The sequence below is a fragment of the Streptomyces sp. ITFR-6 genome, from assembly GCF_031844725.1.
Lineage (GTDB): Bacteria > Actinomycetota > Actinomycetes > Streptomycetales > Streptomycetaceae > Streptomyces.
In genome coordinates, this window is the sequence record NZ_CP134612.1 from 1,119,776 (window position 1) to 1,136,385 (window position 16,610).

The window sequence follows — 16,610 nt, forward strand, 5'->3', positions numbered from 1 at the left end:
GCCGCCCCCGGGGCGGCCCCGGAGGATTCCGGGACGCGGCGGCGGATCGACGCCATGGCCGAACGGCTCGTCGCCGTACCAGGGATCCACGCCGTCGCCCTGGGCGGCAGCAGAGCCCGGGGCACCCACCGCCCGGACTCCGACTGGGACCTGGGCCTGTACTACCGAGGCGCCCCGGACCTGGCCGCGCTGAGCGCGCTGGCGCGTGAGGTGCAGGGTTCAACGGTCGAGGTGGCCGGGCCTGGCGGCTGGGGGCCGTGGGTCAACGGCGGGGCGTGGCTGCGGGTGGACGGCACGCCGGTGGACTGGATCCTGCGCGATCTGGACCGGGTGGAAGCGGTCTGGTCCGACTGCCGCCGGGGGCGCTACGAGGTGGGCGTCCAGCCCGGCCACCCGCTCGGCTTCTGGTCCCCCGCCTATCCGGGCGAGGTCGCTCTCGGCCACGTACTCGCCGATACCCGGGGCGAACTGACGAAGCTTCGGGCCGAGACGCTCGACTATCCGGAACCGCTGCGCAAGGCGCTTGCCGACGCGGCCTGGGAGGCGGACTTCTCGGTGGTGTCGGCCCGCAAGTCGGCCCCTTCCGGTGACCGGCTGCACGTGTCGCTCTGCCTCTCCCGGGCGTTCGGCATCCTCGCCCAGTCGCTGCACGCCCACCATCGCACCTGGTGCCTCAACGAGAAGGGCGCGCTGGCGGCGGCCGCCGCCCTGCCGGACACCCCGGCGGGCTTCGCGGACCGGGCCGGCGAGGCGCTGTGCGGTCTGGACGCGGCGGCGGTGGAGACGGCCGCCGAGGTCGTGAACGACGTACGGGCGGTCCTGACCGGCACGTCAGCGGCCTGAGGGAGTTCAGTCGCGCCGAATGGCCGCGACGCAGCGGCTGAGCAGATCCCGCAGGGCGTCCCGCTCCTGCGGGGTGAACTCGTCGGCGATGCGGCGTTCGATCCGCACCGCCTGCTCGTCGGCCCGGCGCAGCGTTTCGGTACCGGCCTCCGTCAGCCGGGTCTCCAGCATCTTCTGGTGCCACGGGTGCGCGGTCCTGACGACCAGTCCGCGCTCCTCCAAGTGCTTGAGCACCGCCGCCATGGCCTGCGGGGTGACCAGGCAGGCCCTGGCCAGCGCGGCACCCGGCATTCCGGGGTGCTCTGCGAGGGCGAACAGCGCCGCGTACTGGGCGACGGTGAGGTCGGTGCCCTTCAACGCGGCGCTCTTGGCTGCCATGAGGGCTTGCTCCGCGCGCTTGATGTCCGCGCCGAGACGGTCGCCGGCGGTCATTCCCATGCTCGCGAGCGTACAGCCACGGGCACCTGACAGAACACAGGCTCGTAACAGACATAGAAGCTGAATCAAGGTCTTGATATAACTCAACAAATGGATACTCAAGATGTGTACAGCGCTGCGCCTTCCGCGTTCGAGCGGACCGTTATCGTCACCGGCGCCACCCAGGGGCTCGGCATCCACCTCGCCCGCGATCTGGCCGGACGCGGCGCGACGCTGATCCTGCACGGGCGGGACCGGGGACGGCTCGACAGGGCCGCCGACGAGGTGCGTACGGTCTCGGCCGGCCGCGGCGAGGTCCGCACCTGTCTCGCCGATCTGTCCGATCCGGACCAGGTACGGTCCATGGCAGCCGCCCTGCGGGAGGCCGAGCCCCGGCTCGATGTCCTGGTCAACAACGCGGCGGCCGGCGGGGGCGCGGACCCGCTGCTGCGCGAGGTGAGTACCCAGGGACACGAACTGCGGTTCGCCGTGAACTATCTGGCGCCCTGCCTGCTGATCAGGGAACTGCTTCCGCTGCTGTCTGCGTCGGCCCCGGCGCGGGTCGTCCAGGTGGCGTCGATCGGACAGTCGGCCGTCGACTTCGACGACGTCATGATGGAGCGCGGCTACGAAGGCCTTGAGGCCTACTGCCGGAGCAAGCTCGCCATGATCATGTCGACGTTCGATCTCGCCGCTCAGGAGACGTCCGGCAGCGGGGTCACGTTCAACGCCCTGCGCCCGGCCCATCTGATGGACACGCGAGGCGTCCGGGAGTACGGCTTTACCCCGGAGGTCTCCGTCGAGGAGGGCGTACGCCCCACGGTCCGGCTGATCACCGATCCGCGCGCCCGCGAGCGCCTCGCCGCGCTGACCCGCGACCTCCTGGCCTGAGCGGCCGCCGGGAGCGGCCGATGCCCGGCCCGGCCTGTCAGGCCCCGGCGCGGAGCGCGGTCAGGACGGTGTCGGCCGTCGCCCGGTCGCGGGCCGCCGTGAAGGGCAGGTCGTTGCCCCCGGCGATCCGGAACGGCGCACCGGACAGCGTGGCCTGGGCACCGCCCGCCTCCGTGACCAGGAGAAGCCCCGCCGCGTGGTCCCACGCGAACTCCCAGTTGAAGGCGGTCGCCTCCAAAGCACCGCGGGCGACGGCGAGGTATTCGAGGCCGGCCGATCCGCAGGGGCGGGCGTCGATACCTTCGGTGCGCAGGCCCAGCAGGGCACGCTTCTGGGCGTCGGTGGTGTAGTCGGGGTGCGACATCGCGACCCGCAGGACATCGCCGGGCACGGGCGAACCGGCTTTCAGGGGTACGCCGTTGAGGGTCGCTCCCCGGCCCCGTACGGCCACGGCCATCTCGTCCAGGGCGGCGGCGTACGTCCAGGAGGCCAGGGTCTCGCCGTGGTGCGCGAGCGCGACCAGGGTGCAGAAGCCGGGCTCGCCCCGGACGAACTGCCGGGTGCCGTCGACCGGGTCGACGATCCATACGGGTGCGTCGCCGCCCAGCGCCCCGTACACCTCCGGATCGGCGTGGACCGCCTCCTCGCCGACGACCACGGAGCCGGGCAGGAGCCGGCTCAGGGAGGCGGTGAGGTGTTCCTCTGCCCGCCGGTCCGCCGTGGTCACCAGGTCGTGCGGGCCGTTCTTCTCGACTATCTCGTGCGCGGCGAGCTGCCGGAAGCGCGGCATGATCTCGGCGGCGGCCGCTGCGCGGACCGCCGCCTCGACCTCGGTCAGGTCCCCGGCGAGGAAGTCATCGATCATGCCCCCAGCTAAGCACGGCCGGCCGGAGCGCCGACGACCCGGTCGTGACGGGAAGGTGGCCGGTCAGCGTCCGACCGCGTACCCCTGCATTCCGCGCGGGTTCGCGGCGGCGGACAGCACCCCGGTGCGCGGGTCGCGGGCGACCGCGCACATCCGGCCCTCGGACCACGCGTCGCCCACCGTGACCTCATGGCCGCGCTGCCGCAGCCCGGCCACCACCTCCGGGTCCATGCCCGCCTCGACGGTGACGCTGCCCGGCCGCATTCCGCGCGGGAAGAAGGAGCCGGGGAAGCTGTCGTTGTGCCAGTTCGGCGCGTCGATGGCGCCCTGGAGGTCGAGGCCGCCGCGGACCTCGGCGCGCAGCGCGACGGCGAGGAAGAAGTGCAGCTGCCACTGGTCCTGCTGGTCGCCGCCCGGCGTGCCGAACGCCATGACGGGGACGCCGTCGCGCAGGGCGAGGCTCGGGGTGAGGGTGGTGCGGGGGCGGCGGCCGGGGGTGAGGGAGTTCGGCAGGCCCTCGTCCAGCCAGGCCATCTGGAGACGGGTGCCGAGCGGGAAGCCCAGCTCGGGGACGACCGGGTTGGACTGGAGCCAGCCGCCGCTGGGCGTGGCCGAGACCATGTTGCCCCAGCGGTCGACGATGTCCACGTGGCAGGTGTCCCCTCGGGTGGCGCCGTCCGCGCCGACGGACGGCTCTCCGGTACGGTCCGCGGTCGCCGTGGGCTCCCCCGCGCCTTCCTTCGCGACCGTAGGCTCTCCGGCACCGACGACGGGGAGACCCGTCACGTCGAAGCCGTCGGCCACGGCGCGGGCGTGCTCGCTCAGGACGGGGACCCGCCCGTCGGGGCTGCCCGGCCGCAGCTCGCGCGAGGCCTCGTCGGTGATCAGGGCGCGACGGGCGGTGTTGTACGGCTCGGAGAGCAGGGCGGCGAGCGGGACCTCCTCCGCGTCGCCGTACCAGGCCTCGCGGTCGGCCATGGCGAGCTTGCAGCCTTCGATGAGCAGGTGGACGTACTCCTCTGAGCCGTAGCGGGGCAGCTCGGCGGGGAGCAGGGCGAGTTGCTGGAGGAAGGCGGGGCCCTGGCTCCAGCCGCCGGCCTTGGCGAGCGTCCAGCCGTTCCAGTCGTACGTGGCGGGCGCCTCGTAGGACGCCGACCAGCCGGCCAGGTCGGCGGCGGTGAGGGTGCCGGTGTGGCGGTTGCCGCTGGTGTCCATGGTGGGGACGGCGGACTGGCGGACCAGCGCCTCCGCGATGAAGCCCTCGCGCCAGATCGCGCGGGCCGCCTCGATCTGCGCGGTGCGGTCCTCGCCGCCGGTCTCCTCCGCCTCGGTTATCAGCCGGCGCCAGGTCGCGGCGAGGGCGGGGTTACGGAAGAGCTCGCCCGGCCTCGGGGAGGCGCCGCCGGGCAGGTACACGGCGGCGGAGGACGGCCACTGCGTCCCGAAGAGCTCGCGGACACTCTCGACGGTCCGGCCGACCCGCTCCACGGGCGGGTGACCGTCCTCCGCGTAACCGATGGCGTACCGCAGCACCTCGGCGAGGGTTCGGGTGCCGTGGTCCCGCAGCAGCAGCATCCAGGCGTCGAAGGCGCCCGGCACGGCGGCGGCGAGCGGCCCGGTGCCGGGGACCAGTCCGAGGCCGAGCGAGCGGTAGTGGGCGATGCTGGCCCCGGCGGGGGCCGGGCCCTGGCCGCACAGCACCTGGACCTCGCCGTCCGCGGGCGCCAGGATCACCGGCACTTCGCCGGCCGGTCCGTTCAGGTGCGGTTCGACGACGTGCAGGACGAATCCGGCGGCGACGGCTGCGTCATAGGCGTTGCCGCCGTCCTCCAGGACCGCCATCGCTGACTGCGAGGCGAGCCAGTGGGTGGATGACACCATGCCGAAGGTGCCCTGGAGGGTGGGCCGGGTGGTGAACATACGGGGTCTCACCTCGTTGTATACGTGCGCCGAACGGTCGCCTAGCAGGTAGCGAGGGTACCCGTGACGCTGTCCCTCGACCGGCCCGCCGGCCCGACGCCGGAACGGCGGGCCGGCGATGGCGAGGGGCGCCACAGTGTCCGGCCCCGGATCAGCCCGAGACGCTCGCCCGGCCGTTCTCGATGTGCCCCATCAGCCGGCGCCGGAAGGCATCGTCCCCGTCGACGGTGACGTCCAGGTCGTACCAGCCGTGCGCGTCGGCCGCCGAGTGCACCACCGTGCGGCTGCGCCCCGGCTTGACCTTGATGGTCCTGGTCCAGTCGCGCAGGTCCGCCTCGTCGACGTACCCCCTCGGCCGCACCGTGAAGGTGAGCACCGTCCGCCCCGTGTTGCGCAGCGTGAGATGCAGGTCGCGCTCACGGGCGTCGACCCGCGACGCGACCTCGGCCGGGGCGCCGTCCTTCGCCGACCCGGCGAACTCGCGCCGGAAGCCGTTCGGCCCGGTCACCGTGAACCGGTACGCCGGGCCGGTGAGGGGCACCGTCCACCGCGCCGTGCCCTTCACATCCCGGTGCTGCGGTACGGGGAACTCGCCCGCGTACGGATACAGCACGAAGTGCGCCGACGAACGCCCCGTGTTGCTGAGCGCCACCCGCACCGCGCCGTCCGCCACCTTCGCCTGCGCGTCCGGCTGGTACGGCAGGGCACGGGCCGAGCGCGTCCCCGGCTCCTGCACGGGCATGTGCTGCACGAGCGGCGGCACCGGCGACCAGCGGCCGCTGAACGGCGGAATGGCGCCCGGCTGCTCCGTCTCGGGCCGGCGACGTGCTCGCGAGAAGTCGAAGGCGGAGGTCAGGTCGCCGGTGACGGTGCGCCGCCAGTCGCTGATGTTCGGTTCCCTCACCCCGGTCCAGCGCTCCAGGAAGCGGATCACGGAGGTGTGGTCGAAGACCTCGGAACAGACGTAGCCGCCGATGGTCCAGGGCGACACGACGAGCATCGGCACCCGCATGCCGAGACCGGTGGGCTTGCCCTCCCACTGCTCCTCGGTCACCTCCGGCGGGGCGACCGGCGGCGGCACGTGGTCGAAGAAGCCGTCGTTCTCGTCGTAGTTGATGATGACGGCGGTGTGCCGCCACACGTCGGGGTGCTTGCCCAGCGCGTCCAGGACCTTGTAGACGATCGTCGCGCTGTGGACCGGCGAGGAGACGCTCGGGTGCTCCGAGTCGACGGCGGAGGGCACCAGGTAGGAGACCTCCGGCAGCGTGCCCGCCGCCACGTCCTTGGCGAACTCGTCGGCCAGCGTCCCGGTCTCCACCCGGCGCAACGCCCGCTCGAAAAGCCGGCGTTCGGCCTTGTCGAGGGTGGCGACACCCTCCTCCAGCAGGCCGAACAGCCGCTCCCGGCCGGCCGCGTCCGCATCCCGCACGGCGGAGTAGAACGACTCCATGTACGTGTGCCCGCCAGTCTTCGTCAGCACCTTGCGGGCGACGGCCTTGAAGGTGGCGAAGAACTCGATCTGGTTGTCGGTGAAGTTCTCCCACTCGGTGTACGTGCGCCAGCTGCGCCCGGCCTTCTCCAGCCGCTCCGCGTAGGTGCCCCAGTCGTACCCGGGGTGGGTGCCCTCGTCGTAGGCGTCGTTGCCGACGGCCCGCTTGCCGTTCGGCTCGTTGCCCGTCTTCCCGCTCCACAGGTGGTTGCGGTTGGGGCTGGTCGAGGAGTGGATGGAGGAGTGGTAGGCGTCGCAGACCGTGAAGGTGTCGGCCAGCTCGTAGTGCAGCGGGATGTCACGGCGGTCGTAGTACGCCATGGTGGCGGCCGTCTTCGCGGATACCCAGCCGTTCATCCACCCGTCGGCCCACGCCTTGCCGCCGCCGCTCCAGGAGTGGTCGAGCGCACCGATGTACTGGAGATCCTTCTTCTGCGTCTCGGCGGCGCCGCGCACCGGGAACGGCAGGACGGAGGTGCCGCCCAGCGGTGCGGGCTGCTCGAAGACCGGCTTGCCGGAGGGCAGCTCGACGGCGTTGCGGTCGCCGAAGCCGCGTACGCCCCGGAGCGTCCCGAAGTAGTGGTCGAAGGAACGGTTCTCCTGCATCAGGATCACCACGTGCTTGATGGCTCCGAGCCCGTCACGGCCTCCGGACCCCGCCGCGTGTGCCGGCTGCGCGGCTATCGCGGCCTGCAGCGATGGCGGCAGCAGCGACCCCGCCGCCGCAGCGCCGAGCGCACCGCCGCCGAGCGCGAAGAGCCGCCGCCGTGAAATGTCCGTGGTCAAGTTGAGCCTCCCGAGTTCTGTCGTACAGCGGGGAAGCTAATCAATCAGGGTGGCGCGGGGAAGGATTTCGTACGGCTTCGCGGTGAACCTCCAACAGGTCGTACGGGAAAGTCCAACCGCTCAGCACACAGCCTGCGAGATCAGGTGGCCGGGGCCTCGGGTGCTCCGAAGGGTCGGCCGGGTGGTGAACACCGGTCACGCTCCCGGCAGGAAGAGGCAGAAAAGGTGGCCCTGGGGATCGCGGAGGACCCGGACGCCCTCCTCCGGCTGGTGTTCCTCCACCGTCGCGCCCAGGGCGCAGGCCCGCCCGGTCTCCACGTCCAGATCGTCGACCTGGACGTCCAGGTGTGCCTGCATCTGCTGGGTGCCCGGCTTCGGCGGCCGTACGGGAGCGGTGTGGTCGGCCTCCAGCTGGAAGCTCAGGCCCGGCCGCTCCTGTTCGAGGGACCGCAGCCGGACCCACTCCGCGCCCCGCTCGACCTCCTCCCAGCCCAGCAGGGCGCGGTAGAAGTCAGCGAGGGCGGGCGGGTCCGGCGTGCCGAGGACAAATGCACCGAGCGATGTCGTCATGTCCTTCGCCTTCCCCGAAACGCACCGCACCGCACGCGCCCATCGGTGTGCTGTCGGGCGGTCAGGCGGTCGGAGCGCCCGGCACCCTGCGCTCGCCGCCGTTGCCCTCCTGCCAGAGCCGGTAGACCTCGGTCGCCCCTTCGTGGGGCGCGTGTGTCATCGGCAGCCGCCGCTCGTCCCAGTTCTTGGCGAACTCACCGTAGAAGGAGTCGAGTTCGAAGTACTTGCGGTCGTCCACGTAGTACGGCTCGTAGGCGTCCCGGGTGGTGAGGAAGACGACCTCGTCCGGCGAGCAGTAGTACAGGGAGCCCAGGCACATCGGGCAGGGGTGGGCGAGTACGTAGATGGTGGTGCCGGTCAGGTGCTCGGTGCCCAGCTTCGTGCAGGCCTCGCGGATGGCGAGGATCTCCGCGTGGGCGGTCGGGTCGTTGGTCTGGGCGACCCGGTTCGGGCTCTCGGCCAGGATCTCGCCGTCCTTGACGATGACGGTGGCGAAGGGGCGGCCGCCCTCCGCGACGTTGCGGCGGGCGATGTCGATGGTGCGCTGCGCGAAGTCCATGGGGTCCCTCGGGGTGGTGCGGTGTGTGTGGGTGTGGGGGGCTGGGAGGCGGGTTGGTCAGAACGGCTTGGTCGGCAGGTACTTGCCGTCCAGGGTGATGACGGCGCGCTCGCCGCCCTCGGGGTCGGAGACCTTCTTCACGTCCAGCCGGAAGTTGATCGCCGAGATGATGCCGTCGCCGAACTGCTCGTGGACCAGGGCCTTCAGGGTGGTGCCGTAGACCTGGAGCATCTCGTAGAACCGGTAGATGGTCGGGTCGGTGGGAATGCCGCCCGGGATGGAACCGCGGGTCGGGATGGTCTGGAGCAGCATCACCGCGTCCTCGTCCAGGCCGAGGAGTTCCGCGACCGCTTCGGCGGAGGCCTTGGGCAGGGCGTGCTGGCCGAGCACGGCGGCGGTGACGAAGGCGACGGAGAAGCCGGCCGCGTCGGAGATCTGCTGCCAGGACAGGTCCTTGCGCGTCTTGGCCTCGACGGCCGTGATGGCGAGCTGCTGGCGGGCGGTGTTGTCGAACTGGGCGTGCTGGGCGTGCACCATGGCGGTGGGGACCTTTCGTGGGGTGCCGCTCCGGGCCGGAGCGGCGGGCTTGTGGGCGTCCGGGGGTGAAGCGATAGCGGGTCAGGACACTCCGGCCGGTGCCGGGGTGTCGGACGCGTCGAGTCGGGTGACCGCGCCGGTGGGGATGTCGTAGACCCAGCCGTGCAACGTCACCTTCCGCGCCGCCAGCGCCCTGGCCACCGAGGGGTGGGTGGCCAGGCCGGCGAGTTGCGCGAGGACGTTGGCCCGGACCAGCGCGTCCACCCCGGACTCTGCGGCGCGGGCCACGGAGGCGTCCGCGTGACGCAGCCAGCCGGCGACGGTCGGCAGGGCGCTCAGGTCGTGGCCCTCGGCCAGGGCCGTCATGGCGCCGCAGGCGGAGTGCCCGCACACGACGATGTCCGTGACGCCCAGGACGGCCACCGCGTACTCGATGGTCGCCGCCACTCCGTCGGCGCCGGGGGTGTAGGCCGGGACGAGGTTGCCGGCGGTCCGGATCACGAACAGCTCACCCGGCTCGCTGCCGGTGATCAGCTCCGGCACCACACGGGCGTCGGAGCAGCTGATGAACAGGGTCGTCGGTGTGTGCGTGCCCGCCAGGTGGGCGAAGAGTTCCGCCTTTGCCGGGAAGACATCCCGGCGGAAACGAGCGACGCCTGCTGCGAGGTCGTGCACGGTGACTCCCTTCGGTGACTGTCGGCCCGTCGGGCTGACGAGATCCACCATGCATGACCTGTACCTATAGCGTCCAAGACGCTATAGCCATACCTGTCATAGATGTGATCTATGGTTGGAGGTATGGCCCCGGAACTCCGTCATCTCCGCTATCTGCTCGCCGTCGCGGAACACGCCAACTTCACTCGGGCGGCCGAGGAGCTGCACATCTCCCAGCCGACCCTGTCCCAGCAGGTCAAGCAGTTGGAGCGGGCGGTCGGCGTCCAGTTGCTCGACCGTTCCGGCCGCTCGGTCCGGCTGACCGACGCGGGCGAGTCGTACGCGCACTACGCCCGCCGCGCCCTCCAGGACCTCGCCGCCGCGGAACGTGCCGTGCTCGACGTGCGGGACCTGTCCCGCGGCGCCCTGCGGCTGGCCATGACGCCGACCTTCACGGCGTACCTGATCGGCCCGCTGGCCGAGCTGCTGCACACCCGCCATCCGGGAATCACACTGGATGTCCGGGAGCTTCCCCAGGACCGCATCGAATCGGCGCTGCTGGCCGACGAACTCGATCTCGGCATCGCCTTCCACGGCCCGCATCTGCCCGGCATCAGCGCCACAGAGCTGTTCACCGAGACCCTGAGTCTGGTCGTCGGCCCCCGCCACTCCCGCGCGGGGAGCACCCGCGCGCTGTCCGTGACGAGCCTCACCGGGCAGCCGCTCGCCTTGCTCAGCGGCGATTTCGCGACCCGCGGCCACATCGACGCCTACTTCACCCGGCACCGCACGACGCCCTCGGTCGCGGTGCAGGCCAACTCCATCAGCGCCCTCACCGAGATCGTCCGGCGCACCCCACTGGCCACGGTCCTGCCCGACGCGCTCACCCGCGACCACCCCCACCTCAGCCCCGTACCCCTGGCCCCGGCCCTCCCCTCGCGCATGGTCACGCTGCTGCGCCGCGAAGCCGCCTATCGGAGCTCCGCGGCGCAGGAGTTCACCCGGCTCACGCGTGACTGGGTCAGCAACACCCTGGACGCCTGAGGGCCGGGCGGGGTCGGTGGTCAGCGCCGGGCGCCTCCAATGGCGGACGCGCCGCCGAGCCACTTCAGCCCGTCCACGACGAACCGGTTCTGGGTCTCACTCGCGAAGGTCGAGGACAGGGTCGTGCCGGAGCCGTAGTCCATGGCGTTGTGGCCGAAGTTGGCGTACAGCATCCGGTAGCCGGTGTTGGTCCACAGGATCGGGTAGTCGCCGCTGTACCAGGACTGGTTGGGGTCCGTGCCCAGCGGGAAGCTGACCGGGTCGACGGAGGCGAGGACCTTGATGTCCGGGTTGTCCCGCAGGTTGTTCGACCATGAGTACCACTCGCTGACCGACGAGGTGAAGGTGGCGGGCAGGCCCGTGGTGGCGGGGTGGGTCCGGTCCTCGGTGCGCAGCACGGAGGTGGTCGGGCCCCAGGTGTTCGACCTGAAGTTCCCGCTGCCGAGGAACTGGTCGTAGTACCAGGGCCAGTTCTGGGCCTCCGTGGTGAACGCGGAGACGTGGAAGCCCATCCAGGCACCGCCGGATCGCATGTACCGCTCGAATCCGGAGCGCTGGGACGCGGTCTGCGGGGCGTCGTCGAGGAACAGGACGACCTGGTACTGGTCCCGGGTGATGGTGTCCAGCCGGGACCAGTCGTTGGTGGAGGTGTACGAGAAGTCGTTGGCCGCCGCGGTGGTGGGGAACCAGCGGTTGGCCTCCTGGACGAAGCTGATGTGCGCCGCGTCCCAGGTGCCGTTGTAGAAGGCGATCACTTTGAAGGCGGGGGCCTTCGCCGCCGAGTGCGCGGGGGCGGCGGTGAGTCCGAGCAGGAGTGCCGGGAGCAGGAGCAGCCGCAGGAGCAGGCGGCCGATGCCGCCGCGGGACCGGGCCTTCGGCCTGGCGGTGTGGGTGTTCATTCGGGTCGTCCTTTCCGAACCGGTGGGGGGCCGGGCCGGATCCGGTGGTGTCCGGATCCGGCCCGGTGTGTCATGAGGACGTCGCGCGGAACTGTCGGGGGCGGGGCCTGGTCAGGGCTGGCTGACGAGGTTCGCCACGTTGGAGGAGGAGTTGGAGGGGCCGCCCCGCCCGTTGATGACGTGCCGGATGGTCCCGGTGCCGCCGAGCGAGACGGTCACCATGCTCTGGAACCGGACGTTCGGGTTGTTCGGGACCTCGAAGGCGTGCTCCGCGGTCACGCCCGGGTTCGAGCTGAAGAAGCAGTAGCTGCCGAGCCCGTACGCCTGGTGGCTGGTGACGGAGTCCGCGACCTTGTAGGCGGCGTAGCCCTGGGTGGAGCCGTTCATCCAGGACGCCTGGTCGGGTACGTCGTAGGGCATCTCGTTCTGGTAGAAGTACGTGCGCCCGCCGTTGCCGTTCCAGATCGTCTGGTGCTTCTGGTAGTGCTCGACGAAGAGCCCGTACATCGTCACGTCGTCACCGTTGACGACGAGGCCGGTGTCCGCCTTGTTGCTGTTCCAGCCGATGCCGCTGCCGTGGTCGCCGCGCCAGATCCACATGTGGTCGCCGATGACGTGGTCGCTGTTGACCACCAGGCTGGTGGTCGCCCGGCCCACCGCGGCGCCGCCGACCCGGAAGAAGACGTCGTGCAGCGAGGTCGGGTCCGCCGCGTGCGAGGCCGAGGATCCGGCCGGGCCGACCTCCATCAGGGTCGACGAGTTGGTGGTTCCGGCATCGAAGAGGATGCCCGCGACCTTGACCCCGTCGACGTCGGCCACCGTCATCGCGGTGACCCCGTTGTCGGGGATGAACGTGGCGAGGCCGAGCCCCAGCACGACGGTGTCGGGCCTGGTCACCTTCAGGGTCTGGTCGAGGTGGTAGACGCCCGGGGTGACGAGCAGGTTCTTTCCGTCGGCCAGCGCGGCGTTGATCTGCGCGGCGGTGGTTCCCGCCTTCACGACGAAGAACTTGTCCATGCCGATCGAGGTGCCCGCGGCGTTGCCGCCCGCCCAGGTGGTGCCCGTGGCGTTACTGCGGACGGCCGGTACGAACACCTGGTAGGCGCCGTTGCCGTCCACGTACAGGAAGGGCTTCTCGCGGACCACGGGTGCCTGGTTGACCGTGGTGTAGGGCGGGTTGGGGAAGCTGGTGGCCGGGACGCCCTGGCTGCCGACGAAGACCATGTTCCAGTTGGAGCCGGTCCAGCTGCCGAGCGTGGAGTTGCGGGTGATCCACTGCTGCTGCGTACCGGACCGCACCTGGCCGTCGATCTTGGTGTCGGCCATGAAGCCGCCGCTGGCCCAGCCGCCGTCGTCCAGGGCCAGATTGCCGCGCACATGCATCCGCCGGTACGGGGCCGCCTGGGAGACGGCCCAGCGGTCGGTGCCGCCGGTCGGGTTCACCGAGAGGTTCTCGGCGCCGCGCCAGAAGTTCTGGGTGGCGTTGTTCGGCGGGAACCAGTCCGCCTCCGCGTGGACGGCCCCGTTGATCGTCACCGAGTCGGGCGACTGCCCGAGCCCGAGGACCTGGGTGTAGAAGCCCACGTTGACGTCGTTGCTGTACGTGCCCGGCTTGAACATGACCGCGTAGCGCTGGTTGCCGAACTGGTTGGTCTCCTGCTGCCGGAAGATCGAGTCGAGCCTGCTCTGGATGGTGGCGGAGGGCATCGACGGGTCGAAGACCACCACGTTGGGGCCCAGGTCCACATCGCCCGGCGCGGTGCTCACCGGGGTGACCTGGAAGCGCTGGGCGGCGGAGTTGTTGCAGGTGTACTGGACGAGCTGGACGCTGTCGGCCGTCGAGGCGGCGGGCACGTCCAGGCACTTGCCGCTGTTGCGGTTGACGAAGTGGTAGGCGCCGCCGCCCTCGTCGACCGGCTGCCACTGCTGGTTGGCGCCGTTGCTGTACGTCCAGAGCTGGACGGCTGCGTTGTCGGCGGTGGACACGTCGGTGACGTCCACCGCCTGGTTGGCGTCGTTGCGGTTGTTGATGCGCACATAGCCGCCGCCGGTCGCGGTCAGGCTCCACTGCTGGGCGGTGGAGCTGTTGCAGGTGTACTGCTGGACGGCGGTGCCGTTGACGGTCGCGGCGGCGCGGGCGTCCAGGCACTTGCCGCTGCCGCTGTTGACGACGGTGGCCCAGCCGGTCGGGAGCGCGGCGGCGGCCGGGGCGGGCGCGGCCCGGACCGCGGCCGGGGCGGGGGTGGCGGCGAGGACGGAGCCGGCCAGCGCGCCGGCCACCAGCACCGAGGTCAGCGCCCGCCGCCGACGGCTCCGCGAGGGGCCGGGCAGGTTGACGGCGGGGCTTCCTGGGGTGGCTGGTCTTCCTGGGGTGGCGGGTCTTCTTCGGGCGGATCTGAGCACGGGTTCTCCTGTGCGGGTGAGGCGGGCGCGGTGAGGGAACGGTCCGGAAGGTCAGCCCGCGTACTGGGCGAACACCTTCGTGAAGTCCCAGGGCTGCTGGGAGACGCCCGAGCAGGTGTCGGCGCCGCCTCCGGTGCACGGGCGGTCCCGGTTGACCGACCAGAAGGTGAGCCGGGCGAGATGGCGCTGCTGGGCGTAGGCCAGGATGGTGCGGAAGTCCGCGACCGTCACCGTCTCGTTGTCGTCGGTGATGCCGTTCATCGAGGAGATCCCGGTGTGTCGGTACGCCTGGTCGTCCGAGTACCCGTAGGCGCTCTTGACCACGTTCTTCAGCCCCTCGGCGGCGCTGACGGTGAGGTTGCCCATGTTCTTGCCCGCCCCGCCGAAGTCGAACGGCATGATCGTCCAGCTGTCCACGGTCAGTCCGGAGGCCGACGCCTTGCGGATCATGCTGTCGTCGGGCCCGCTCTGGCCGGTGCCGAAGGTGACGTACACCTTGATGCCGGGGTTGTTGGCCTTGACGGTCTTCAGCGCGTCGACCGTGCGCTGCTGGACCGTGGCGCTGGCGTAGGCGTCGGCCTCGATGTCGATGTCGATGGCCTTGAGCCCGTAGGCGTTGATCACCTTCTGGTACGCGGCCGCCAGCTCACCGGCGCTGGAGCAGGAGCTCTCCAGCTTGTTGCCGCTCCAGCCGCCGAAGGACGGGATGACGTCGCCGCCCGCCGCCCGGACGGTGTTCACCGTCTGCTGGTCGACCCCGCCGGTCAGCGGCCTCCCGCCGTCCCACTGCGGGTTGCAGTAGCCGTTGCTGAGGACGAAGGCGAGGGTGAACCACTTGACTCCGGTGGCGTTCATGACGGTAGTCGGGCTGGGCGGGCTGCCCCAGCCGTTGTAGAGGTACGGTGCGACCGCCATCGCCCCGGGGGACGCCGGGTCCTCGCCGCCCCCGCCGGCCGCGGGCGCGGTCCACTTCTGGTTGGAGGCGCCGGTACAGGTCCAGATCTGGAGCCTGGTGCCGTTCGCCGAACTGTCCCCCGTCGCGTCCAGGCACTTGTCCGCCTGCGGATTCACGATGTCGTGCGCACCACTGACACTCCAGCGCTGGGCGGCGGAGCCGTTGCAGTCCCACAACTGGACGACGGAACCGTTCGCCGTACCACCTGACGCAACGTCAAGGCACTTGCCCAGCGCCTTGACCGTGCCGTCGCTGCCCAGGCTCCACTGCTGGGCGGTACTGCCGTTGCAGTCGTAGAGCTGGACGGGGGTGCCGTTGGCGGTGGCCCCCGCGGCGACGTCGACGCATTTTCCGCCGGTTCCGGTGATCTGACCGGTGGCCGCGGCCGCGCCCAGCGCGGGCGAGCCGGTCAGCCCGGCGAGGAGCGCGGCGGCGGCCACGACTCCCAGCGCGCTCCGTACGGCGGGGGCGTGCCCGCGCAGCAGGTCTCGGCGCATCAGCTGTTCACCGTCCACTTCTGGTTGGTTGCTCCGGTGCAGGTCCAGATCTGGAGCCGGGCACCATTGGCCGAACTGTTCCCCGTGACGTCCAGGCACTTGTCCGCCTGCGGATTCACGATGTCGTGCGCACCACTGACAGCCCAGCGCTGGGCAGCGGAGCCGTTGCAGTCCCACAACTGGACGACGGAACCGTTCGCCGTACCACCTGACGCGACGTCAAGGCACTTGCCCAGGGCTCTGATCGTGCCGTCCGCGCCGACGCTCCACTTCTGGGCGGCGGAGCCGTTGCAGTCGTAGAGCTGGACGGGGGTGCCGTTGGCGCTGTTCGCCGCGGCCACGTCGACACACTTTCCGGCCAGGCCGGTGATGGTGCCCGAACCCGCCGGGGGCTGGTTGTCGTTGGTGGTGACGCGGACGTGGTCGACGACGAGTTGCTGGGGGAAGGTGGTGTTGCCGTCGGGGTCGCCGGGCCAGTAGCCGCCGACGGCGAGGTTGAGGATGAGGAAGAAGGGCTTGTTGAAGGCCCAGGTGTTGCCGTTGGTGTCGGCGGGGGTGCGGTGCTGGTAGACGTTGCCGTCGACGGACCAGGTGATGGAGTCGGGGGCCCAGTCGATGGCGAAGGTGTGGAAGTCGTCGGCGAAGGCCTGGCCATCGGGGAGGGTGTATCCGGCGCCGATGCCGGCGGAGCCGGAGTAGCCGGGTCCGTGCAGGGTGCCGTGGACGGTGCCGGGTTCGAAGCCGACGTTCTCCATGATGTCGATCTCGCCGGAGTTGGGCCAGCCGACCTGCCCGATGTCGTCACCGAGCATCCAGAAGGCGGGCCACATGCCCTGGCCGCGCGGGATCTTCATCCGGGCCTCGACATGACCGTAGGCCTGGGTGAACTTGCCCGAGGTGTTCAGCCGCGCCGACGTGTACTGACAGGTGCCGTACCAGCACTGGTAGTTGTTCGGGTTCTCCTTGCGCGCGGTGATCACCAGATGGCCCTGGCCGTCCAGCGCCGCGTTCTTGTTCCCGGCGGTGTAGTACTGCCGCTCGTGGTTGTTGACGTTGTCTCCGGTCTCGATCTGCCATCTGGCGCCGTTGACCGCCGAGCCGGCGGAACCGTCGAACTCCTCGTCGAACGTCATGGTGGCCGAGGCCGCCGCGTCCGAGAGGGCGGGTGACCGCTCCTGGGCGCCACCGCCCACGAGGGCGGTCGTGACCAGGGCAAGGGTCAGGGCCGAGAGTGCGGAGCGCAGCAGGCGCCGCGACAGGCGTGGGGAGTCCATGACTCTC

At 71.0% G+C, this 16,610-nt stretch carries 14 protein-coding genes and 1 pseudogene; 3 read left to right on the forward strand and 12 right to left on the reverse strand.

From position 1 onward, the window contains the following. The first annotated feature begins 54 nt into the window (after positions 1–54). Positions 55–843 (forward strand): nucleotidyltransferase domain-containing protein, encoded by a 789-nt coding sequence (locus RLT59_RS04810; protein ID WP_311307616.1) that lies wholly within the window; start codon positions 55–57, stop codon positions 841–843. A 6-nt stretch (positions 844–849) separates the two neighbouring features. On the opposite strand, the gene RLT59_RS04815 is transcribed toward RLT59_RS04810, so the two are convergent. Further along, positions 850–1,281: a MarR family winged helix-turn-helix transcriptional regulator gene (locus tag RLT59_RS04815; RefSeq protein ID WP_311302214.1), complete on the reverse strand. Its 432-nt coding sequence runs from the start codon at positions 1,279–1,281 to the stop codon at positions 850–852. A gap of 90 nt (positions 1,282–1,371) precedes the next feature. Between RLT59_RS04815 and RLT59_RS04820 the strand changes: the two genes are divergently transcribed. Beyond that, on the forward strand, positions 1,372–2,151 hold the full coding sequence (locus RLT59_RS04820) for an SDR family NAD(P)-dependent oxidoreductase (RefSeq protein ID WP_311302215.1): 780 nt from the start codon (positions 1,372–1,374) through the stop codon (positions 2,149–2,151). Between the two features lie 37 nt (positions 2,152–2,188). Here the strand turns inward: RLT59_RS04820 and RLT59_RS04825 are convergent, their stop codons facing one another. From RLT59_RS04825 to RLT59_RS04855, 7 genes are all read right to left on the reverse strand, one after another. Next, entirely contained in the window at positions 2,189–3,016 is an 828-nt protein-coding gene (locus tag RLT59_RS04825; RefSeq protein WP_311302216.1) for an inositol monophosphatase family protein, read from the reverse strand. 63 nt (positions 3,017–3,079) lie between these two features. After that, positions 3,080–4,936 (reverse strand): gamma-glutamyltransferase family protein, encoded by a 1,857-nt coding sequence (locus RLT59_RS04830; RefSeq protein WP_311302217.1) that lies wholly within the window; start codon positions 4,934–4,936, stop codon positions 3,080–3,082. 151 nt (positions 4,937–5,087) lie between these two features. Next, a complete protein-coding gene (locus RLT59_RS04835) occupies positions 5,088–7,211 on the reverse strand; it encodes a phosphocholine-specific phospholipase C (protein WP_311302218.1) in 2,124 nt (707 codons plus the stop codon). A gap of 195 nt (positions 7,212–7,406) precedes the next feature. Next, positions 7,407–7,781 (reverse strand): VOC family protein, encoded by a 375-nt coding sequence (locus RLT59_RS04840; protein WP_311302219.1) that lies wholly within the window; start codon positions 7,779–7,781, stop codon positions 7,407–7,409. A gap of 61 nt (positions 7,782–7,842) precedes the next feature. Beyond that, a complete protein-coding gene (locus RLT59_RS04845) occupies positions 7,843–8,340 on the reverse strand; it encodes a nucleoside deaminase (RefSeq protein ID WP_311302220.1) in 498 nt (165 codons plus the stop codon). 57 nt (positions 8,341–8,397) lie between these two features. Next, on the reverse strand, positions 8,398–8,877 hold the full coding sequence (gene cynS / locus RLT59_RS04850) for a cyanase (protein WP_311302221.1): 480 nt from the start codon (positions 8,875–8,877) through the stop codon (positions 8,398–8,400). Positions 8,878–8,958: 81 nt separating this feature from the next. After that, positions 8,959–9,552, reverse strand: coding sequence for a carbonic anhydrase (locus RLT59_RS04855; RefSeq protein WP_311302222.1), 594 nt, complete (start codon positions 9,550–9,552; stop codon positions 8,959–8,961). 123 nt (positions 9,553–9,675) lie between these two features. Here RLT59_RS04855 and cynR point away from each other — a divergent pair, with 123 nt between their 5' ends. Beyond that, a complete protein-coding gene (cynR, locus tag RLT59_RS04860; protein ID WP_311302223.1) occupies positions 9,676–10,575 on the forward strand; it encodes a transcriptional regulator CynR in 900 nt (299 codons plus the stop codon). Between the two features lie 44 nt (positions 10,576–10,619). Here the strand turns inward: cynR and RLT59_RS04865 are convergent. The 4 genes and pseudogenes from RLT59_RS04865 to RLT59_RS04880 all read right to left on the reverse strand — a co-directional run. Then, positions 10,620–11,474: pseudogene (locus tag RLT59_RS04865) on the reverse strand (ThuA domain-containing protein); the annotation flags it as partial. A gap of 111 nt (positions 11,475–11,585) precedes the next feature. Further along, the gene (locus tag RLT59_RS04870) at positions 11,586–13,769 is read right to left on the reverse strand and encodes a pectate lyase-like domain-containing protein (RefSeq protein WP_399126834.1); all 2,184 of its coding nucleotides are present in this window, start codon (positions 13,767–13,769) and stop codon (positions 11,586–11,588) included. Positions 13,770–13,928: 159 nt separating this feature from the next. After that, a complete protein-coding gene (locus tag RLT59_RS04875) occupies positions 13,929–15,329 on the reverse strand; it encodes an RICIN domain-containing protein (RefSeq protein WP_311307618.1) in 1,401 nt (466 codons plus the stop codon). Then, entirely contained in the window at positions 15,329–16,603 is a 1,275-nt protein-coding gene (locus RLT59_RS04880; protein WP_311302224.1) for a ricin-type beta-trefoil lectin domain protein, read from the reverse strand. Before RLT59_RS04880 ends, RLT59_RS04875 begins: the two co-directional genes overlap by 1 nt. Positions 16,604–16,610: the final 7 nt, after the last annotated feature.